The organism is Streptomyces sp. NPDC088730 (assembly GCF_044751215.1).
In the GTDB taxonomy this organism is placed as follows: Bacteria; Actinomycetota; Actinomycetes; order Streptomycetales; family Streptomycetaceae; genus Streptomyces.
The window spans coordinates 50,789-71,018 of the sequence record NZ_JBIVLK010000019.1 but is presented as its reverse complement, the minus strand read 5'-3'; the positions used below and the strand labels follow the sequence as shown (position 1 = coordinate 71,018).

General features: G+C 69.5%; 15 protein-coding genes. 8 read left to right on the top strand and 7 right to left on the bottom strand.

The annotated features are described in order from the left end of the window. Positions 1–47 precede the first annotated feature (47 nt). Together ACIP89_RS33910 and ACIP89_RS33905 are read right to left on the bottom strand one after the other, a co-directional pair. Positions 48–1,346 (bottom strand): RICIN domain-containing protein, encoded by a 1,299-nt coding sequence (locus ACIP89_RS33910; RefSeq protein WP_402118214.1) that lies wholly within the window; start codon positions 1,344–1,346, stop codon positions 48–50. 249 nt (positions 1,347–1,595) lie between these two features. Then, positions 1,596–1,982, bottom strand: coding sequence for a hypothetical protein (locus ACIP89_RS33905; RefSeq protein WP_402118212.1), 387 nt, complete (start codon positions 1,980–1,982; stop codon positions 1,596–1,598). Positions 1,983–2,369: 387 nt separating this feature from the next. On the opposite strand from ACIP89_RS33905, the gene ACIP89_RS33900 reads away from it, so the two are divergent. From ACIP89_RS33900 to ACIP89_RS33890, 3 genes are all read left to right on the top strand, one after another. After that, on the top strand, positions 2,370–3,932 hold the full coding sequence (locus ACIP89_RS33900; protein WP_402118211.1) for a flavin monoamine oxidase family protein: 1,563 nt from the start codon (positions 2,370–2,372) through the stop codon (positions 3,930–3,932). Further along, positions 3,929–5,314: a glutamate-cysteine ligase family protein gene (locus tag ACIP89_RS33895; protein WP_402118210.1), complete on the top strand. Its 1,386-nt coding sequence runs from the start codon at positions 3,929–3,931 to the stop codon at positions 5,312–5,314. Before ACIP89_RS33900 ends, ACIP89_RS33895 begins: the two co-directional genes overlap by 4 nt. 194 nt (positions 5,315–5,508) lie before the next feature. Continuing rightward, positions 5,509–6,849 (top strand): FG-GAP and VCBS repeat-containing protein, encoded by a 1,341-nt coding sequence (locus ACIP89_RS33890; RefSeq protein WP_402118209.1) that lies wholly within the window; start codon positions 5,509–5,511, stop codon positions 6,847–6,849. Positions 6,850–7,285: 436 nt separating this feature from the next. Here ACIP89_RS33890 and ACIP89_RS33885 read toward each other — a convergent pair whose 3' ends face one another. Then, the gene (locus ACIP89_RS33885; RefSeq protein WP_402118207.1) at positions 7,286–9,190 is read right to left on the bottom strand and encodes an RICIN domain-containing protein; all 1,905 of its coding nucleotides are present in this window, start codon (positions 9,188–9,190) and stop codon (positions 7,286–7,288) included. A gap of 308 nt (positions 9,191–9,498) precedes the next feature. Between ACIP89_RS33885 and ACIP89_RS33880 the strand changes: the two genes are divergently transcribed. Further along, on the top strand, positions 9,499–10,182 hold the full coding sequence (locus tag ACIP89_RS33880; protein WP_402118205.1) for a TetR/AcrR family transcriptional regulator: 684 nt from the start codon (positions 9,499–9,501) through the stop codon (positions 10,180–10,182). A 158-nt stretch (positions 10,183–10,340) separates the two neighbouring features. Here ACIP89_RS33880 and ACIP89_RS33875 read toward each other — a convergent pair whose 3' ends face one another. Further along, positions 10,341–11,072 (bottom strand): SDR family oxidoreductase, encoded by a 732-nt coding sequence (locus tag ACIP89_RS33875; RefSeq protein ID WP_401923867.1) that lies wholly within the window; start codon positions 11,070–11,072, stop codon positions 10,341–10,343. Between the two features lie 94 nt (positions 11,073–11,166). Between ACIP89_RS33875 and ACIP89_RS33870 the strand changes: the two genes are divergently transcribed. After that, complete coding sequence (locus tag ACIP89_RS33870) at positions 11,167–12,024, top strand: LysR family transcriptional regulator (RefSeq protein ID WP_401926022.1); 858 nt, start codon at positions 11,167–11,169, stop codon at positions 12,022–12,024. Positions 12,025–12,471: 447 nt separating this feature from the next. Further along, positions 12,472–13,008, top strand: a complete 537-nt coding sequence (locus ACIP89_RS33865) for a hypothetical protein (protein ID WP_402118203.1) — start codon at positions 12,472–12,474, stop codon at positions 13,006–13,008. 363 nt (positions 13,009–13,371) lie between these two features. On the opposite strand, the gene ACIP89_RS33860 is transcribed toward ACIP89_RS33865, so the two are convergent. After that, positions 13,372–14,010 (bottom strand): DUF6328 family protein, encoded by a 639-nt coding sequence (locus ACIP89_RS33860; RefSeq protein WP_402118202.1) that lies wholly within the window; start codon positions 14,008–14,010, stop codon positions 13,372–13,374. Positions 14,011–14,370: 360 nt separating this feature from the next. On the opposite strand from ACIP89_RS33860, the gene ACIP89_RS33855 reads away from it, so the two are divergent. Then, a complete protein-coding gene (locus ACIP89_RS33855; RefSeq protein ID WP_402118201.1) occupies positions 14,371–14,586 on the top strand; it encodes a hypothetical protein in 216 nt (71 codons plus the stop codon). Between the two features lie 369 nt (positions 14,587–14,955). On the opposite strand, the gene ACIP89_RS33850 is transcribed toward ACIP89_RS33855, so the two are convergent. After that, complete coding sequence (locus ACIP89_RS33850) at positions 14,956–16,683, bottom strand: molybdopterin-dependent oxidoreductase (protein ID WP_402118199.1); 1,728 nt, start codon at positions 16,681–16,683, stop codon at positions 14,956–14,958. 441 nt (positions 16,684–17,124) lie between these two features. Between ACIP89_RS33850 and ACIP89_RS33845 the strand changes: the two genes are divergently transcribed. Then, positions 17,125–18,306 carry an acyl-CoA dehydrogenase family protein gene (locus ACIP89_RS33845; protein ID WP_401923853.1) on the top strand — a complete coding sequence of 394 codons (1,182 nt, stop codon included), beginning with the start codon at positions 17,125–17,127 and terminating at the stop codon, positions 18,304–18,306. A 459-nt stretch (positions 18,307–18,765) separates the two neighbouring features. Here ACIP89_RS33845 and ACIP89_RS33840 read toward each other — a convergent pair whose 3' ends face one another. Further along, positions 18,766–19,590 carry an SDR family oxidoreductase gene (locus tag ACIP89_RS33840; protein WP_401923851.1) on the bottom strand — a complete coding sequence of 275 codons (825 nt, stop codon included), beginning with the start codon at positions 19,588–19,590 and terminating at the stop codon, positions 18,766–18,768. Positions 19,591–20,230 lie beyond the last annotated feature (640 nt).

Here is a 20,230-nt window from a genome sequence, read left to right as displayed (position 1 = left end):
GCCGGTCGACCTGAGCCAAGTACCGGATCGCGCGAGGCGGGAAGACCTCAGGCCTTGACCAGGACGTACGTACCCGAGCCGTCCTGTCTGCCGCTGCTGTACTGGCGCAGGGGCTGGCCCTCGGCATAGCGGTCGTGCCCGATCATGTAGCCGGTGTACTTGTTCTGGACGCCGATGCTGTCGGAGCCGGGAACATCCCGGTAGATGGAGAACCGCTGGAGGTCGTCCGACTTGCAGTCGGCCTGCACCAGCGGAGAACCTTCGTCGGCCGCGGTCCGCTCCGCGATGGCCAGGCACTTGTTGCTCGAATGATTGACGAGGATCTGCTCGGGGACGCCGTTGTTCTCCGGCCCGTGGCACAGCTGCCACTGGTCCAGGTTCAGGCTGAGCACCGTGGAGGGCTTCAGCTGGACGTTGTCGCCCTGGAGGAAGCCCGGCGCGGTCCAGAACAGGGACCGGTCGGCCGTGCCGATCTTGTAGTAGCCCTCGTCGCAGGTGAAGCCCGGTGCGACGTCGGCAACGGCGGACCGCCCCGTCGGATTCGGCTCTGCCGCCTTCTTGTCCCTCGCGGGCTTCCCGGGTCCGTCCTCTGCCGCCCTGGTCACCCTTGCCGGCGCGGATGCCTTCGCCGCCGCCGCGTGCCCGGCCCTGGCCGCCGGGGTCCCGCAGTCGAGCAGATCCTGAGCCTTGCGCATGATGCTGTTGGCCGGCACCGCGTCCTCGCAGCGCACCGCGCCCTCTTCGAGGGTCGTGTAGGTGGTGTAGCCGCCGTTGCCGTGACCTTCCACCCACTTCAGGCCGAAGGCGCCGCCGCCCAGGTCGACACGGTTGCAGTTGAGGCTGCCGTACTCGCCGGTTACCTTCTTCGTTCCCTCGTAGAGGGCGTAGTAGCCGGGCTTCTGGAAGTTCCACGTGATCGACTTCGAGGTGCTGCCGGTGGAGGTGTAGGACATCTGCACGTCCAGGCCCACGGACGCGCCGGCCTTGCTGAGGGCTTCGACCTCGAAGCTGCTCTCGATACTGGTCTTCTGGCCGACGGACACCGAGATGACCGTCTGGGTGCTGGTCTCGACCGTCTGGGAGCCCAGCGAGCCATCGGTGACGTACCAGCCCTTGAAGTGCGTGATCGTCGGGGCGACTTCGGCACTCTGGATGAACGGGTGGCGTTTGCCGAGATCGGCGGCAGTACAGGCATCACCGAGTTCCGGTTGAGCGGCGGCGGGCACGGCCGGCGTGGCGGCGGCCGGCGCGGCGGCGAAGCTCATCGCGGCGATCCCGGTGGCAGCCGCGGTCGTGAAGGCTATGAGGCCTCTGCCTAATCGGCCGTTCCACCTCATGTGGCGCATCGTCTGATTCCCCCTTTGGCCGGCCCGCGCGCAGGCGGGACCGGCCGGTGTGGTGTGGCCGTGTGATGGTGCTGAGCGCGAGTGAACATAGCCCCACCGGCAACGGCAGGGCGACGCCGGAATCGGCCAGTACGACCATGCCGGGGCGGAATGGCCTGTTCTCGGTTGGTTTCGTGCGGGTGTCAGGATCCGGGGCCGGGGCTGGTCCAAGCTCTCGCTGATGAGCGGGTCGCGGGTCGGAGACACCGTCTACGTCGGCTCGCGCGACCTGCCCCCTCCAGCCGAGTCCGACCGGCTGACGATCTTCCGGAGCTCGCGGGCGCTACGTGGCGATACCGCCTGCATCACCGTGTCGAGAAGAGCTCGGGCTTCGAGGGGGTCCCCGCAGCAGTCCCAGTGCACGTTGCCCCACTCGTAGTCGTGCCACAGAGCACGCTCGGGCTGGTGGACGTAGTCCTTCCACAGGGCCACAGCCGCGCTGACGTCGCCCGGCCGCAGATAGTTCCGGGTGCGCTCAAGTCCGATGATCTCGGACAGGGCACGCGGAGACAGGCCGTCGATGACGGGCCGTGCCCCCGTTGTCCGGTGGCCGCCGGCAGCGCCGGCACGGTTCCGGCCCGGCCGCCTACGCGGCATGGACCTTTCGGTTCGTCGTCATGCGCTCCATGGTGCCACCGCCCCGAACGGGATCTCGAACGGATTCGCCCCCAGACCTTCGCCGGGCGTGGGGACGGCCTTCGTCCGCCCCTGTGGTCCGGCCGCAGAGCAGGCAACGGCACTGTTCGTCCCCGGTCGGGCCGCACACTTCCGTGATGAGGACATAGCGGTCGTTGTCATCGCTCCGGAGGGACGATGCGCGGCGAATGGGTTCTTGTCCCCGGGCGAAGTGGTCAGCGGCCGAGCGTTTCGTCTGCTGTGCTGATGACCATTCATATTCTGTGCTCGTGGTCTCGGTGAACATTGCTGCGCGGGCGCAGACCAGCTGATTTCGGAAGACCAAACACAAAAGAGGAGCGTGGAGGGTTGTTCGATCGCTGTTTTGCGTTTCCGGATGAATTACGTGTGGCTGAGCGGTCTTACCCGGCGCGTGTCGGAATCATCGGCGGCGGGCTGGCGGGGCTGGTCTCGGCCTATGAACTCCAGCGGCGCGGGGTGGACGCCGTGATCTACGAACGAGCCGAACGCCCCGGCGGACGGGTCCGCACACACCGGTTCTGGGACGGCACATACGCCGATGTGGGTGCGATGCGCATCCCGGCGAACCACGAATGCGTGCTGCACTACGTGCGGGAGTTCGGGCTGCAGACCCGCCCCTTCATCAATCTGAATCCAGACGGTTATTACCATCTGCGGGGCAGGCGGGTGCGTTTGAGTCAAGTGCGGCAACTGTATTCGGCCTACGGTATCGATGCCACCGGCCGGGACGGGCCGAGGGCGTGGTTGGACAGTGTGCTGCGTACGGCGTGGGACGCGCTCTCCGCCGCGCAGCAGATGAGCGTCCTGGAAGGCGACTGGCAGGACGCCGCCCTGGACGAGTTGATGTCGGTCTCCTTGTGGCAGTTCGCACGCCGGGAATTCTCCCAGGACGCCTGGGACCTGCTCGGACACACCAGCGGACTGATCCACTACGAGCACGCCTCGCTCCTCGAAGTGCTCGTCGACTACTTCGGTCTCTTCCACGCCGCACCCCTCGAAATCAATGGCGGGATGGATACGCTGATCCGCGAGTTCGTGCGCCGCCTGAGGCCGGGCACGCTCCGCCTGTCCACGCGCATCGACGCCGTACACCTGTTCTCCGACATGGCACGGATCAGCGGTCAGTGTGTGGGCCGGCCCGTCGAAGAGTCGCACGACGCCGTGATGGCCTGTGTCCCGCTGACCACGCTCGACCGGATCGCCATCACCCCGGAGCTGCCCCACCGGCAGGCACAGGCGGTCCGCAGTCTCACCTACGCGAGCAGCACCAAGACCCTGGTGCACCTGCGCCGGCGAACCTGGGAGATCGACGACGGCATCTACGGTGGCGGGAGTTTCACCGACCTCCCCATTCAGCAGTGCTGGTACCCGTCGGACAACGCCCGTGCCGCCCCCGCCGCCGGTGTGCCCTCGGCCCAGCGGCTGACCGCCCGGAGCGCCGAGCTCTCACACGAGCCGGCGGTACTCACGGGCGCCTACCTCTGGGGCCCGCACGTACGGCGCTTCACCACGTTGACGCCGGCGGACCGCGACCGGGTCGTGATGCGAAGCCTGGAACAGCTGCATCCGGGCATCTGTGACGACATCGACGACATCCTGCACTGGGACTGGGACAACCAGCCCGGAATGAGCGGCGGGTCCTTCGCCTATCTCGCCCCCGGCGAGCACACGAGATACCTCAGCGGCCTCGCGACACCGCATCCGGAGAGCAACCCCCGGCTCTTCTTCGCCGGCGAGCACCTCTCGGCCGCCCACGCGTGGATGCAGGGCGCCGCGCAGTCCGCGCTGCACACGGTCGGCCGCTTGCTCGATCGCCTGTCCACCATTGAGGCAGGGGTGGACGAGCGCCTCGAAGAGGAAGACCTCATCAGACAGGGAGCGACGTCATGAACGCGCAGGACCAGCAGAACAGCCGCAGCCGTCCGCCTCTGCGCGTGCCGGACCTCCACAGGGCCTTCCTCGCGCCTCCAGGCACCCGCGAACGCATCGGCCTCGAAGTCGAGTCAGGGGTGCTGGACGAGACGACCGGACTCGCCGCTCCGTACGACGGGCCGCACGGCATGGCCGCCCTCCTGCAGCAGGTAGTACAGAAGTGGGGTGGTTCACCACAGTGGGCCGGAGACGTCCTGACAGGAGCTCACCTCCCGGACGGGACGAAACTGACGCTCGAACACGGCGGCCAGCTCGAATACTCATCGCCTCCCGCAGACAACCTCGTCACCGTCGTGACGGCCATGCGCCGCACCATGGAAGACCTGGCCGCCCTCGCCCAGCAGCACGGACTGGCGATCGTCCCCGGCGGGAACCTCCCCTTCGACCGGGTCGACTCCTCCACCTGGGTCCCCACCGTGCGCGGCGGAGTCATGCGGACCTACTTCGCCGGACTCGGCCCGGAAGGCGAGGGGGCACCGCACATCATGAAGCTGTCGACCTCGACCCAGACCACCCTGGACTACCTGTCGGAGGACGACCTGGCCTCGAAGCTACGCGTTCAGGTCGCCGCCTCGCCTGTCGTCGCCGCACTGCTCGTCAACTCTCCGCTGTACGCGGGACAACTGGACGGGGTCCTCTCGCACCGTTGCCGCGACTGGCTCCGCATGGACCCCAGGCGTGTCGGTTCCCCGGACCCCGCCCTCCGGACCCCGCTCACGGCGGAGACCCTCACCGACTGGGCACTGGACCTGCCCATGATCTACCGCCACGGCTCCAGCGGTTACCGCCTTGCCGGCCCTCAGACATTCGCGCACCACCTCCGAGAGGGCTTCGACGACGGCACCGCTCCGGACTGGGACGACTGGCTCTCCCACCTCGATCAGGTCTACACGACGGTCCGTGTTCGCCGGACCCTGGAGACGCGCGCGCCGGACGGCCCGCCGTACCCGCACATCGCCGCGGTCCCGGCCCTGTGGACCGGACTGACGTATCACGCGCCTTCGCGTGCGGCCGCCTGGGAGCTTCTCCGGCACTACACGCCCGAGGAGAGCGACGCGGCGCACCAGGCCCTGCCGACGGACGGACTGGCCACCCGGCTGGGCGGAGAAACCGTCCGCGACCTGGCGGGCCACCTGCTCACACTGGCGCGCACGGGTCTGCGGGCCCGCATCGGAGCCGGGCTCGAACAACCCGAGGTGCTCGGCTTCCTCGATCCGCTCGACGAGATCCTGGACACGAACGAGACGTTTGCCGAACAGACCGCCCGTCACTGGCAGACCACCTACCGCAACGACCCCGCCCGCTACGTCACGGCTCATCGAATCCCACCGGCCACCTGACGCGAAGCAGCGCGTCGCACGGTGGAACGGGCGGGGGGACCACGCGCCGATCACGCCGGTGCCGGGTGGGCCCGCACGCCTTCCACCTGCGGACCTGCAAGGGCGGCGGGGGAGCAGGACCGTCGTGCATCACCCCGGTAACAAAGTGATCCGCTTCCTTGTGCGGGCGCCGCCCATGCCCGTGAAGTGGGCTGATGCAATTTTCGACAGCAGGCGGTCCGTTCTTCCGCCACCTGCGCATGTGGCATGCCCTGCCGGCCTCCCTCGTAGCGATCGCGGTGGTGGCCTATCGCGTCCTTCTCCCGGCCGACGGCACGCGCTCGGTGGCCGGCAGCCCGTGCAGACCTGTCGGTCCGGTCGATTCGGTCCGCGAGGACACGCCCGCCGACCCTGCCCCCGACCTCGACGGGGACGGCTTCGTCGACCTGGTGCACGAGAACTCCGACACGGAGGACTTCGACGTGGTCGTCGTGCCCGGTACGGAGCATGGGCCGGACCACGACCGTACGACCGTCCTCACCCGCGACGACCTCGGCGTGCCGGACGACATCCAGACGGGCGACGAAGCGTGGCAGCCCACGGTCGCCGACCTGGACGGGGACGGCCACGCCGACCTCATCGTGAGCGGCGCCGCCCGGATCCTGTGGGGAGGCCCCGAGGGCCCGCAGGCCGGCGGACCGCACGGGCGCGTCCCACTGCCGGGCAGCGGATACGGCACCGCGCCGGTCGCCGGCGACTTCGACGGGGACGGCCACACCGACCTCGCTGTCTTCAGGTTCTCCGACGAGGCCCATGAACTGGTCGTCCTCAAGGGACCGTTCAAGCGCTCCGGAGCCCCCGCCCGGACCGTGGAGATCCCCAGCCCGGTCCACGAGGGCGCGTCACCCGTGCTGGTCGCAGGAGAGGCGAACGACGACCACGCCACCGATCTCGCGCTCTACGGGTCCCCGTGGGATCCGCCCCTGCTCTTCACCGGAGGCGCCGGTACCGCCGGCGGGCTGAGCAAGGAGCCCGAGCGGCTGCCCGAGGGCGAGAACGTCGTCTTCGGCGACTTCGACGGCGACGGGCGGCAGGACGTCGCCATCGGCCGGAGCTTCGTCGACGGTGACGACGAGGTCGGCACACCCCACCGGCGCGGCCAGGTCAGCGTCCGCTACGGGAAGGAGCCGGGGAAGTGGGTCACCATGGACGGCGGCGACTACAAGGAGGGCTTCGGCACCACGCTCGCCGCCGGAGACTTCAACGGCGACGGCTGCGACGACCTGGCCGTACAGCTCACCAAGAAGAAGGAGGCGGGGGACGCACGGATCGAGATACTGCGGGGCGGCTCAGGGCACGGACTCGGCTCGAAGCCCTGGCGCGCCACCGAGCGGTCCGTGCCGGGTGACGACGGCCCCGTGGACGGCACGCTCTTCGCCGTTGGCGACTGGGACGGCGACGGCCGCGCGGAACTGGCCCTGTTCGGCAGGGACAGATGGTGGATCACCGACGGCACAGCCCGTGACGAGTCATCTTTCCCGGACATCTCCGGATAGGACCGGCGTTCGTAGCTTCAGCCCGGGGCGGCAGCCCAGACCTCGCGGTCCCCAAGCGCCCCGAAGGGCCGTGATCCGGAACGGATGCGGAGGCAGGGCCACTTCGGACCCGTCGAAGGACAGAGCGGGCTCACCCCCAGGTCGCGGACCACTGGATCCGTGATCCGCCCGGGGACCACGGGGAATCCGGCCGTGAGGGGGTCCGCACGGTCCACCGGCTCGTCCGCGTTCCCGGAACTGGTCAGGAAGCTCCGGCAGTCCGGGCGCGAGCCGTCCAGGTCCGTAAGGCCGTACTCCCGCGCGAGCTGTCCGAACCCCGGCATCTCGCGTCGTACCTGCTGGGAAGGGCCCCCGCGAGTCGTTCTGCTCGCGGGGGCCCTTCCGTCCGGGCGGCTGCCGGGCGTGGCCCCATGGCAGTGGCCCCCGGCCGAACTCCTCAGCGGTCCAGCGAGAACGTCTGCGCCGGCGATCCGTCGCAGCTCTGCTGCGACAGCCTGGCCCCGTCGGCGTTGGAGGCGCCGTCCACGGACAGGCACTTGCCGCTGTTGCGTGCGACGAAGCGGTACCGCCCGGCCGTGCCGACGGACTCCGCCTTCCACCGCTGGTTGGTGCCTCCGACGTACGTCCACAGGTGAACCCTGGTGCCGGCCGCGGTGGCGCCGGGGCCGCCGTCGACGTCCCACACCTTGGTGTTGTGCCGGTTGACGGCCTGGTAGGTGCCGTCCCCGGCAGGCCGGAACTGCCAGCTCTGGTTGGCTCCGGTGCCACACGCCCACTGCTGGAGCGCGGTCCCGTCGGCGGTGCCCCAGTCGGCGGCGTCGAGGCACCCGCCGCTGCCGCTGTTCCTGACCCGGTACCAGGCGGCCGGATCGATGGAGCCCTCGGCGGGCGGCACGGTCGTGCCGCCGTCGGTGCCGCTCCATACGAAGGTGGCGACCGCGCCGGCCGGCAGCGTGTAGACGAGGGACTTCCCGTTGTCGGTCAGCGAGAACTGCCGCGCGCCGGCCGCCGTGTTGACGACGTACGCGGCACGGGAGCCGTCCGGGTTCTGGAAGGCGACGTTCTCCACGCCGCCGTTGCCCTGGCTGGTGGAGCCGATGCGGGTGGCGCCGGGCCTGACGAACTTGCTGACGTGGCCGAGGACGTAGTACTCGGCGTTGCGTGTGACGTTGCCGTTGGCGATCTCCACGACACCGTTGCAGCGATCGGCGCAGCCGCCCTGGTGCGGTCCGCCGTTCTGGTCCAGAGCGAGGTTCCAGTCGACGACCGTCTCGCCGCCGTTGCGCATGTTCTGCACGACGAGGTTCTCGGCGTGCCACTTGAGGGTATCGGCGAACGTGGAGGACCGGTCGGCGCTCTCGGTGCCGGAGCACTCGGTGAAGAAGACGCGCTTCCCCGCGTCGACGACCTGCTGCTGCGCGGCGGGAGTTCCGCCGTAGCAGTGGAAGGCCGCGCCGATCACCCGGTTGATGCCCTGCGTCCCGTTGAACACGCCGATCGGGTAGTCGGGGTGGTCCCAGTTGTGGTCGAACGCCAGGAGATTGGTCGGCAGGCCGGCCGAGGTGAGAGCCCGGTCGAGCACCTTGAAGAAGTCGGCCTGCTGCGACGACGTCATGGTCATCGACGGGTAACTCGCCGCGAACTCGGGTTCGTTCTGGACGCTCAGGTCGGTGAGGGTGATGCCCTGCTGCCCGTACGCCTGGATCGCCTTGACCAGGTAGTCGGCGTACGCCTGATAGCTCTCCGGCTTGAGGCTGCCGCCGTTGAGGGCGTTGTTGGTCTTCATCCAGGCGGGCGGGGTCCAGGGGGTGCCCATGAAGCGAATGGCGGAATTGACCGATGTCGCCTGCTTGAGGACCGGGATGATCTCGGCCTTGTCCCGGTCGATGGAGAAGGACCCGGGGGTGTCCTCGTACGTGTAGAGGCTGTTGTCGGCGTTGAAGTCGCTGCTGCCGAGAGGCTGGCGCAGGTAGGTGAGCCCGATGCCGTCACCGCCGGTGGAGAACAGTGAGGCCATGAGCGCGTCGCGCTTCTCCTGCGGAAGGCCCTGGACGAGGTGGGCCGAGGCGCCGGTGACCGAGGCGCCGGCCCCGGTGTACCGCTGGCCCTTGCTCGTCCCGTCGATGCGTATGTCGACGGGCTGGGCCGAGCCGTTGAACGGGACGGCGCCCTCCGCGGAGAGCTTCTTTCCGCCGTCGGGGGTGGTGACCCATACCTGTGCCGTGGGGTCGGCGGCCTGCGCGGCCGTACCGCTGCCGGCCAGGCCGACGGCCGCCACGGCCATCACGAGGGCGGCGCCCGCGGCGCGCGTCCGTGGGCGGAGGGGACTGGCGTGGAACATGTGCGGCTCTCCTTCGGTCGTGTCGCTCGTGCCTGTTCTTCCTGTCGTCCCCGTCGTCCCTGTCGTCACCTGGAGTCCCTGTCGTTCCTGCGGGGGAGGCGCGGCTGCGGGCGGGAGCGGGGGAGGCCGTAACGCATCCCTTCCGGCCTTGGCGGGGCGTGTTCCTTGGGGTGACGGCGATATAGAAGCACACCTACTAAGTGGTTAGTAAGTGGTCGGACCGGCTTTCGTCCCCGGTTCCGCCGGGCCCCTGGTCAGCGGCGCGGGCTCAGCGCCCGCACCGAAATCCCAGCCCTTAAGCTGTGCCGGTGAGCAACCAGCCAGCGGGCGGGTCAGGCCGAGCGGCCACGCCCCGCACGCCCCGAAGCCCGGAAGCCCGGAAGCGGCAGCGGGACATCCTGCACATCGCGACGGACGCCTTCGCCGCCCGCGGCTACAACAACGCCTCGCTCGCCGAGATCGCCGACCGGGCCGGCCTGACCCAGGCAGGGGTCCTGCACTACTTCCGTTCCAAGGCGCTCCTGCTCACCAGCGTCCTCGAACTCCGCGACCAGACGGACATCGAGCAACTGGGCCCCGGCCGTCCGCACGGACTGGAATTCCTTCGCCACCTGGTCGACACAGCGCTCCGCAACGCCGAACGCGAAGGCATCGTCCGCCTCTACGCCGTCCTGTCGGCGGAGTCCGTCACGGACGACCATCCGGCGCAGGACTACTTCCGTGACCGGTACGAGGGGTTGCGGGCGTTCGTCGCCGACGCGCTTCGCGAGGCGTGCGACGTGTCCGACGAGGACGCGAAGAAGGCCGAGCACGCCGCCAACGCCGTCATCGCCGTGATGGACGGCCTTCAGGTGCAATGGCTGCTGGCGCCCGACGCCGTGGACATGGCGGCCTCGACCGACCTCGTGGTCATGGCCCTGCTGACAGCGCTCGCGCCCCACAAGTTCGGCCCGGGCGACGGCCCGAAGCCGGACCGGAGCGCCTTCCTGTGACGCGGTCCGGCCACCGCGACGATGCCGGGCTCCCGGCATCGAAGGCCGCAGCTTGACCGACGTCCGCGCTATCCGTACACGCTGACTGGTATCCCGCAGGGGGGAACTCCTCCCGGCCGTCGGCGACGGCCCGCTCGACAACCCTCACGCAGAGCGCCTCACCAGGGCACTTCGCCGGCGTCCTCGAAGAACTTGCCGGTCGGACCGCCGTCGGGCAGGGTCGCGAGTCTGATGGCGATCGCGGCGCCCTGTTCCGGCGTACGTACACCGCGGAAGCCGTTGAGGTCGGTCGCGACGTAGCCGGGGCAGCCGGCATTGATCAGGATGTTCGTGCCGCTCAGCTCCCGGGCGTACTGGAGGGTGACAGCGTTCAGGAACGTCTTCGACGGCGCGTACGCCACGGCCACCGGACCCGTCGTCTGCTCAGCAGCGGTTCCCGACTGCCGGGTGAGGGAGCCGACACTGCTGGACATGTTCACGATCCGCGGTGAGGCAGAGCGGCGCAGCAGGGGCATCATCGCGTTGGTTACGCGGATAACGCCGATCACATTGGTCTCCACGACCGTCCGGATGGTGGCTGGATCGACCCGGGTGGGCTCCTGCGGCATGCCGCCGGTGATGGCGGCGTTGTTGACGAGCACGTCGAGACGGCCGGCCTGATCCTCGATCAGCCGCGCGGCGGCGGTCGTGCTCGCGTCGTCGGTCACGTCCAGCGGTACGCCGAACGCGTCGACGCCGGCCGCGCGCAGCCTCTCCACCGCCGACCTACGGCGCTCGTCGTCGCGGGCGCCGATGCCCACGCTCCAGCCGAGGGTGCCCAGACCCATGGCGATCTCGTAGCCGATGCCCTTGTTCGCGCCGGTGACCAGCGCGATCGTTCGTTCGCTCATGGGGGCCATGCTGCCCTCGGAGCTCGGTGGGGTCCAAGACCGATGGGGTGGACACCGATACCGCCTGGGTATTGATGCTGGGTACCGTGGCGGCATGGAGACCCGGGAACTGCGCTACTTCATCGCTGTCGCCGAAGAGTTGCACTTCGGGCGCGCCGCGCAGCGGCTCGGGATCGCGCAGCCGCCTCTGTCGCGGGCCATCCAGCAGCTCGAACGCCGCCTCGGGGCAGCACTGCTGGATCGGACCAGCCGCGCCGTTACGCTGACCGAGGCCGGCTCGGTGCTGTTGGCTGAGGGCAGGGCGGCCCTCGACGCGGTCGGCGCCGCCGAACGCCGGGCCCGCCGCGCCGCGCATTCCGCGACCGGCCGTCCCGGGCTGGTCCTGGTCACGAAAGCCAGTGCTTCCAGGGAACTGCTGGCGAAACTGCTCGACACGTACGCAGCCGAACCCGGCGCGGTCCCCATCGACGTCATTCTGTGCGGTCCGTCCGAGCAGCAACCACTCCTGCGCCAGGGCCGGGCCGACGTGGCGTTGCTGCACCTGCCGTTCGACTCGACGGCCGGGTTCGACGCGGAAGAGCTCGGCACGGAAGGCCAGGTCGTGGTCCTGCCCTCGGGACATCCGCTCACCGCTCGCCCCCATGTGCGCATGGCCGACATCACCGATCTGCCGGGTCTGCCGCTGCCGCGCTGGCCCGAACCCGACGGCACCTACCCGCCCGGCCCCGGCCCGCAGGTCCGTGACCACGCGCAGTTGTTGCAGCTCGTCGCGCTCGGCCGTGCCTGCGCGGTCTCACCGGAGTCGTGCCGAGCCCAGCTGCACGGTGACCTCGCGGCCGTGCCCGTGCTGGACGCGCCGGCGGTCACCACCGTGATCGCCTGGCCCCCGCACAGCCGGTCCAGAGCCGTCGCCGACCTTGTCCGTACCGCGACAGGACTCTCTGGACAGTAGTTCCGGCATGTCGGGCCGGGCCCCATTCATCGTGTTCCGGCTCACTACTGTGCCGCCAACTCAAACGCCCAGCACGACATGTCCGCTGAGCACCGGACAGCCGCGGTGCCCAGTCACGGAGGCGTGGTCCGGTGATCCGGCCACAGCCGTGCGACTGAGCAACACGGCTGGCCCGTCCGGCCTGACAGGTGCTCAGCCGTACCGCTGTAGGCGGGGGAGCCGAGATCTGTCGGCCGGCCGTCACGGATGGCGGGCGCGGTGTCCACCGACGCTGCCGGAGATCTGCGGTCGCGCCCTGCCGGGGCGGACCCGGGGCGGTGCGCCGAAGGCGGGCGGCAGGGACGCACACCTTGTGCGTCCCCTGATGCGAACCGCTCGCCGTGCTCGTAGCCACGGTCTTCCCGTCTTCGGCAGAGCACGGCGATTCTGTTTGGCTAGGGTGCGGACATGGCCACCGCGCGCGCCCACGAACCCGTCCTGCTGGACCCCAAGGGCCCGGTGATCACAGCAATCGCGATCACTGTGGGAGGGGCTCTGTTCCTGGGTGCGGGAGGGGCTTGTGTCTATGTCACCGCCCGCACTCTCGACGACCTCGGTGAGACCGGCACTGGGTGGGCGTTGGCCGGCGCGGGCCTCGCCCTGGCCGCGGCGTTCATCGCCGGCGTCGGGTTGTCCACCATCCTCTCCGCCCGTGCGGAACGGCGGGCCACGCTCCAGCTCGCCACCTTCGGCGTCGATGCCACCGCTCTGGTACTGGCGGTCTCCTCCGCCCCGCCGACCAACGACGACTACAACCAGCTCCGGCTCCTGATGCGAATCAGCGGCCCCGGTTTCGATTCCTTCGAGTGCGGCAACGAAGTCCCGACATACCGATTCGGCAGCGCCACACAGGGAACGGTGCTGCCGGCCCGGGTCAATCCGGTCACCCGCACGTTCACCATCGAGCGACCGCCCGCGCCCCCGGCCCCCGCAGCCGGATCGTAGGCCTGGTTTCAGCGCCCGCCCCGCCCACGTGCCCTTCATCGAGGCCAGTTGTCGCGCGCTCTCGGTGAGTCCGAGGACGTACGAGCAGCCTCGGGGTGCTTGATGTCCTGACTGGGCTCCTCAAGGCCCGCCGAAGCGGGGGCCGCCACCGCGGCCGTCCCCGGCGCCGCCCTTCTCACGGGTACGTGAAGCGACCTCGCTGCCGGTTCGGCTCCTCACGGACGGTGATGTCCGGTCTCCGGTTCGTCTGCCGGGCGGCCGAGGCCCGGAACCCGGTGCTGATCGTCGACCGGGACCCGACCCGGTGTGGCCGGCACACCGTCACCCGCCTCGCCCCCCCGCTCTGCCCGGCCCTCACCGTTGTCACCGGCCCTGCTTGGCCTCCCGGTCCCCGAAGTCGGCGCGGCGGGCTGAGCGGAGCTTGAGGACGAGCGGCAGCAGGAACCACGCTGCGCCGAACCACACCATGACGGCTCCGACGAGCAGCTCCGCCAGCGTGTCGGTGAGGACGGTGTGCAGCAGGAGCAGCAGGGTGCACCCGATGGTGAGCGCGAGCAGCACCATGCCGCACACCATGAACCGGCCCGCGACGACAACCACTTCGTCCTTCATCTGGGACCCCGAGAGGAATCGGTGCAGCGCGACGGGCGCTATGAGCGCTCCGATGGCGGCGGCTCCGAGCACGACGGTGACCACGTAGACACGGTGGTCGAAATCTCCCAGGCGTTCGAATCGCTGGGTGAAGGCGACACTGAGAAGGAAGCCGAAGAGGATCTGGATGCCGGTCTGCGCGACCCGTGTCTCCTGAAGGATCTCGTTCCACCGGCGGTTGACCCGCTCTCTGGGGTCCTCCTGCGACGGCTTCTCCGGACTCCTGCCGTTCTCACCGCCCGCCCGGAGCTCGCTTTCCCGGGTCTCACCGCCCGGTCCGGAGACGGTCGTGCCGACCGCCGTCGGTCTGCCGTTCTCGCTGTCCGAGGGCGTGGAGTCCAGTGACTTCATGACGCCTCCTCTCATTGGCACACGTGTGCCCCAGGTGTATCCGGCTACGCCCCTCATCAGGGCCGGAACTCGAACGAACATCCGGGGTGCGCATGGACGGGGGCACACCGGGGCATCCTTCGCCCCAGCTGCACCGCTGCTCCCCGCGCCCCGACGAGGCGCGCCCGGTCGACGGGGCCGACGAGTGGGAGCTGTCCCGTACTCCAGCCGTGGATCGTGATCCAGGCCTTCCTGGTGATCTCCATGCCGCCCGGGGACGGGAGCCAACCGCGGCGGTACCCCGGTCGTCACTCGGTGCATCCGACCAGGACCGCCTGAATGCTCCTTGGCCGACGGGCCCTCCTCGTGGTCAGCGGACCCATGCGTGGCGTTGTGTGGTTCGACGCACGCGCGACCTGCGATCGCCTCGACCCGCTCCTGAACGACGACGGACAGCCCGCCGCCTTCGGCGAGTGGTACCTGGACCGACTCACCCGCGAGGAGTCCCTGACAACCCGTGAACTCCGTCGTGCGGCAAGCGAGCGATGGCAGGCGGGGACGGACGTGCCCATCCGGCTGCGCCGGTTCGGCTCGTGAGCCGTCGGTGCTCTGGCCGTACGCCGCGTTCGCACCGGTGGGGCCGGTACGGGGATGGTGACGGCCGCCGGCACCGAACGGGCCCCCGCCGCTCTCCTGCAACGAGAACCAGCGCCTGTTCCTCACCTTTGCCACGCGGCCCGTCCGCAATGCCGCCCATCAGCTCGACTGGCCCGACTGGCGACGCCGCCACCAGACCGATCCCAGGCCGGTCACTGCCGGCGGAAAGCTGCTCAAGCCTGAAGGCCACCGCCTACAGCTGGAGTACTGGACAGCTCCACCACATCGGAGGTCTTCGCCCACGGCCAAGCCCCCGCTTGAACAGCGCTCGTGATCGGGACACCTGCGGTGGCCGTTGTGCCTCGGTCGTCAGATCGACTGCCGGTAGCCGAAGAATTCGTGGTCGTTGTTGTAGCCGCCGAGGCCGCCGCCCACGTCCTCGAAGTCGTCGACGAACTCGATCCCCTTGATCCACTTGACCATCTTGAACCCGAGCTGCGCCTCGTTGCGTAGCCGCACCGGCGCTCCGTGGTGGTAGTTGAGGGACTCACCGTTCATGTCGAGCGCGAGCATCGTCAGGTGGTAGCGCATCTGCTCGATGGCGTGCACGTCGTAGTAGATGCCCTCGTCCGAACCCTGCGCGAACGAATAGAAGACCACCCATTTCGCCTCCGGCCGGGGCCGCACGGTGTCCAGGATGGCCTGCATCGGCACACCACCCCATTTGGCGACGCCAGACCAGCCCTGGATGCAGAAGTGCTGGGTGATCTGCTCGTGGTCCGCCATCGCGCGCAGTTGGTCCAGGCCGAGGTCGACGGGGTTGTCCACCAGCCCGTAGACGGAGAGGCGATAGTCACGGAAGCCGTCTTCCCGCAGGGCCAGGTACTCGGCGCTCTCGGGCACCCTGCCGTTGGCCCAGAAGAACGGTGAGATGTCCTTGTCCGTGTAGCGGCCGGGCTTGGAGTCGATGTGCTCGAACAGCCGCTGCGCCGGACCGATGAGCGCGAAGCCGACCCGCCGCACGAGCCGCGGATACCGGTATGTCACCGGCGTCGCGACCACCCACGCGACCGTCACGAGGACCATCGACGCGGCGAAGACGCCGAAACCGAGCCAGGACCCGCCGTCGTTGGAGGCGTACATGTGGTTGAGATTGCGCAGCGCCCCGGTGGTGAAGACGAGAGTCACGTGGACGACCACGAACATCAGGAACCAGCACAGCACCAAGAAGTGCAGTGACCGGGCGAGCTGGATGCTCAGCACCGAGCTGATCCGGTGGAATCTGGTCGACAGTGCCGGCGACATACCCAGGCCGGTGACGAGCGCGGCCGGGGCGGCGATGAAGACCGTCACGAAGTAGGCGATGAGCTGGGCGCCGTTGTAGTTGACCCAGCCGTTCTCCAGCGGCCAGTCCAGGGACAGGTACTGGATGGCCACCGAGACGGCGTTCGGGAAAACGTCCCAACTCGTCGGCACCAGACGCTTCCACTGGCCGGTGGTGAAGAGCAGGACGTAGAAGACGATGCCGTTGATGAGCCACAGGGTGTCGATCCCGAGGTGCCACCAGCGCGCGAGGCCGATGGAGTGCCGCCGTCCCGGCAGCCCGACACCGTCCGGCAGCGTGATGGAGTCGGCCTTGGCCGTGTACGCCGGGTCGGCGGGTACGGGCTTCTGCATCCGGAACCACTCCGACCCCGGGGTGGAGTTCCGCGTCCAGTACAGCCTGGGATGGTCGGCCAGGACCGACAGGCCCGAGCGGATGATGAAGATCATCAGGAACAGGTTCAGGAAGTGCTGCCACCCCAGCCAGGCGGGGATGCCCTCGGGCGTGCCCGAGGCGTGTCCGGAGGTGCCGGGGTGGTCACGGATGAAGTCCCGCACGGCCGGCGTGTTACGCAGGCCCTTGGCGACGGCGATGCCGGCGATCAGCAGGGCGAAGCCGATGAGGATCAGCCAGAGCAGGTTGAACCACTTCTCGCGGCCGACGCGCACGCGTGGCGCGGCGCCGTACTGGGGCGGCAGGCCGCCCGCCCAGCGCTCGTCCACCGACGAGTGACGGTTCCGGTCCAGCTCGTCACGAAAACCCGGGTCGGACAACTGTGCTCCCTCGACGAAGACTTACCCGGACAGCGGCGAGGGCCGCCGGGGTATGACCGGTCCCGCACCCGGTGGCGTGATGGTGCGAGCCGCCCGACCTCGGGCCGCGCGGACGCTCACCCCGGACGGGCGCCGTCGCATATCGCCGCGACTCGACCGACAGAATCTCATATAAAGATCACACAAATGTCGCGAAGCCCCCGCCGTGCCCTATTTTGTGGCTCCGTGCAGTCCGCCGCCGTGCTGCTGGTCGCCTTCGGCTCACCGGCTGCACGGGATCCCCTCCTGCCCGCTTCAACGGGGCGGGCGGCGAGGCCGTCCTCCAGGCCGTGCCGCCCACGGCACGGTGCCGCGACCACCGGCGGGTATTCCTTGTGGATCACCGGGTAGGCGTTCGGACAACGGGGGAGTTCGACAATTACGCGGCGTGAGGGCGGACAGATGGCTGACGGCATGCTGGAAGAGGACCTTTACCGTTTCGAGGAGCTGCTGGACGAGGGGGAGCGCAAGACACTCCACCGCGTCCGGGAGTTCCTGCGCGAGGAGGTGGCCCCGCATGCGGACAACTGGTGGGGCAAGGCGTCCTTTCCGCACCACTTGATCCCGCGTTACGGGGAGTTGGGCATCGCCGGCCTGGGCTTCGAGGAGTGCGGCGGCAGCACGGCAAGCAGCCTGCTCAGCGGCTTCATCGCGATGGAGATGGCGCGCGTCGACGCCTCGATGGCCACTTTCTACGGCGTGCACGCCGGACTGGCCATGGGCAGTATCGCCCGCTGCGGTTCGGCCGAGCAGCGCAGCCGCTGGCTGCCCGCGATGGGGCGGATGGAGAAGATCGGCGCTTTCGCGCTGACCGAACCACAGGGCGGGTCCGATGTCGCGGCGGGTCTGCGGACCACGGCGAGGCGTGACGGCGACACCTGGGTGCTCAACGGTGAGAAGCGGTGGATCGGCAATGCCACCTTCGCCGATCTCGTGGTCGTCTGGGCGAAGGAGGACGGAGGCGAGGGTCGCGTTCTCGGCTTCGTGGTCGACAGCTCGACGCCCGGGTTCTCAGCGAGCATCATCGAGAACAAGATCGCCTTGCGAACCGTGGAGAACGCCGACATCGTCCTGAAGGACTGCCGGGTCCCCGAGGACAACAGGCTCCAGGAGGCGCACGGCTTCCGGGACACCGCGGATGTCCTGCGGCACACCCGGAGCGGCGTGGCCTGGGAAGCCGTCGGCGTGATGCTGGCGGCGTACCGCATCGCCCTGGACTACACCCGGGAGCGCGAGCAGTTCGGTGGGCCGGTCGCCCGCTTCCAGCTGGTCCAGGACCTGCTGGTACGCATGTTGAGCGATGCCACCTCCTGCCTCGGGATGGTCGTGCGGCTCGCCCAGCTGGAGGACGCGGGCACCTTCCGCGACGAGCACTCGGCGATGGCGAAGGCCCACTGCACGACGCGTATGCGCGAGGTCGTCGGCTGGGGGCGCGAGCTCCTGGCCGGCAACGGGATCGTGCTCGACTACAGCATCGGTCGCTTCGTCGCCGACGCGGAGGCGCTCTACTCGTACGAGGGGACCAGGGAGATCAACACGCTCATCACCGGGCGCGCGGTTACGGGGCTCGGCGCGTTCGTCTGAGTCGCCGGGGCAGGGGCCAGTGCTCGCCGGAGGCGGGCCGCCCCGGGCCCCGGGGCCACCAGGTCCCCGGGGCCACCGGGGGAGGGCGCCGTCGTCCTCCACGAACGAACCGGTCGGGCCGTTGTCGTGCGGGTGCGAGCCGGATCGCTGCGGCTGCGCCCCGCTCAGGAGTACCGGGCGACTGGAAGCCGGTGAAGTCCGTCGCGACCGGGCCCGCGCAGGCGGCGTCGAAGAACGGCTCCGACGGTCCGTGCCCCGTCATGACGGGGCCGATGTCGATGTCCGGGGCCGCCTGCCGGGTCAGGAGGCGACGGCGCCGGAGACCGGCTCATTCCATTCGCTCCGCATCCCCAGGGCGTACGGAACTGCAGGAGCGGATCGTGGATCCGTCGGTCTCCTCCGGCGCCTCGGGACACGGGGAACTGCCCGCTCCGTGGACCGGGTCTCAGCCCTCCCGGCTCAGCCCTGCGCCAGCTCTGCCACGGGCTGCCACTTCTCCCACACGGCGAGACGCTGCTCGTAGTCGGCCTTGGCGATACCCAGGGGCGCCGAGCCGAAGAAGCAGCGCAGCGGCGGTTCGTCGGCGTCGACGATCTTCAGCACGGCAGCGGCGGACGCGGTCGGGTCGCCCGGCGTGCCGACGCGCTTGCGGCGCTGCTCCTGCACCTCCTTGTGGAAGTCGGCGTACGCGGGCAGCGGGGCGGACGTGCTCGACGAGGAACCCGCCCAGTCGGTGGCGAAGCCGCCGGGCTCGATCAGCGTGACCTTGATGCCGAACGGGGCCACTTCCTGGGCCAGCGCCTGGCTGATGCCTTCGAGCGCCCACTTCGACGCGTGGTAGATCCCGACCAGCGGGAAGGCGCTGATGCCTCCGATGGAGGAGACCTGGAGGATGTGGCCGCTGCCCTGTTCGCGCAGCAGCGGCAGCGCCGCCTGGGTGATCCACAGGGCGCCGAACAGGTTGGTGTCCAGTTGTGCGCGCGCCTCGGCCTCGGTGAGTTCCTCCACCAAGCCGAAGTGGCCGTAACCGGCGTTGTTGACCACCACGTCCAGACGGCCGAACCGCTCGTGCGCCTGCTGTACGGCGGCGAAGCCGGCGTCACGGTCCGTCACGTCGAGCCGCAGAGGCAGCAGCCGCTCCCCGTACTTCTCGCGAAGGTCACCCAGCGTGGAGAGGTCGCGCGCGGTCGCGGCGACCGAATCGCCGCGTTCGAGGGCGGCGACGGCCCACTCCCTGCCGAAGCCGCGCGAGGCGCCGGTGATGAACCAGATCTTCTGCGTCATGGTGTGCTCCTCCAGAAACCCGTCATCCGCTCGGACAACATCTCCAGCCAGACAACACCTTCGAGTGGACTCGAAGCCAAGTCGTTCGGCGCGTGGCGGCCGCGGGAACCACCGGAATCGCCCACGCCCCGGCCGACGGCCCCTGCCCGCCCTTGCGCTGTGGGCACTGAGAAATTCGCGCGACCAGCAGGGAATGCGTCACGTCTGCGTCCTCCGGCGGAGCGAGCGGGGCCGCCCGGTGCGCCGGATCACGTCCGGCAGATGGCGGACAGGCCGGCGCCCCTCCGCTCCACCCCTGGAGTGCCGTGCGTTCGCGGGGCCGTGTCCTCCGCGCTTCCGGAGGCGTTGTCCGTTCCGAGACGCCCCGCTGGACCATGCCGGAGTGCCGGATGACTGCCGACGACGCCGACGGTCTCCTCGGACCGTGACCCTGCGCGGCCGAGCACTTCTCCTGCCGGCTGACCCGGTCGGCGCGGCCGGTCTCACGTCCTGGGACGGCTGCCCCCGCCTCTGATTTGGCTGGGCGGTACGGGGCGCAGGCGGGGCGCGTACCCGGCGCACGGGAGCGCGTTGTGATCTGGGTGTGTCACAACGTCAGCGGGCGTACGCCGCCGGCTATCCAAATTGGAACGGGTCGTAT

Excerpts from the sequence above, each read along its gene's own strand:
- ACIP89_RS33910 (WP_402118214.1), bottom strand. The coding sequence starts at position 1,346 with ATGCGCCACATGAGGTGGAACGGCCGATTAGGCAGAGGCCTCATAGCC.
- ACIP89_RS33905 (WP_402118212.1), bottom strand. The coding sequence starts at position 1,982 with ATGCCGCGTAGGCGGCCGGGCCGGAACCGTGCCGGCGCTGCCGGCGGC.
- ACIP89_RS33895 (WP_402118210.1), top strand. The coding sequence starts at position 3,929 with ATGAACGCGCAGGACCAGCAGAACAGCCGCAGCCGTCCGCCTCTGCGC.
- ACIP89_RS33890 (WP_402118209.1), top strand. The coding sequence starts at position 5,509 with ATGCAATTTTCGACAGCAGGCGGTCCGTTCTTCCGCCACCTGCGCATG.
- ACIP89_RS33885 (WP_402118207.1), bottom strand. The coding sequence starts at position 9,190 with ATGTTCCACGCCAGTCCCCTCCGCCCACGGACGCGCGCCGCGGGCGCC.
- ACIP89_RS33875 (WP_401923867.1), bottom strand. The coding sequence starts at position 11,072 with ATGAGCGAACGAACGATCGCGCTGGTCACCGGCGCGAACAAGGGCATC.
- ACIP89_RS33870 (WP_401926022.1), top strand. The coding sequence starts at position 11,167 with ATGGAGACCCGGGAACTGCGCTACTTCATCGCTGTCGCCGAAGAGTTG.
- ACIP89_RS33865 (WP_402118203.1), top strand. The coding sequence starts at position 12,472 with ATGGCCACCGCGCGCGCCCACGAACCCGTCCTGCTGGACCCCAAGGGC.
- ACIP89_RS33860 (WP_402118202.1), bottom strand. The coding sequence starts at position 14,010 with ATGAAGTCACTGGACTCCACGCCCTCGGACAGCGAGAACGGCAGACCG.
- ACIP89_RS33855 (WP_402118201.1), top strand. The coding sequence starts at position 14,371 with ATGCGTGGCGTTGTGTGGTTCGACGCACGCGCGACCTGCGATCGCCTC.
- ACIP89_RS33845 (WP_401923853.1), top strand. The coding sequence starts at position 17,125 with ATGGCTGACGGCATGCTGGAAGAGGACCTTTACCGTTTCGAGGAGCTG.
- ACIP89_RS33840 (WP_401923851.1), bottom strand. The coding sequence starts at position 19,590 with ATGACGCAGAAGATCTGGTTCATCACCGGCGCCTCGCGCGGCTTCGGC.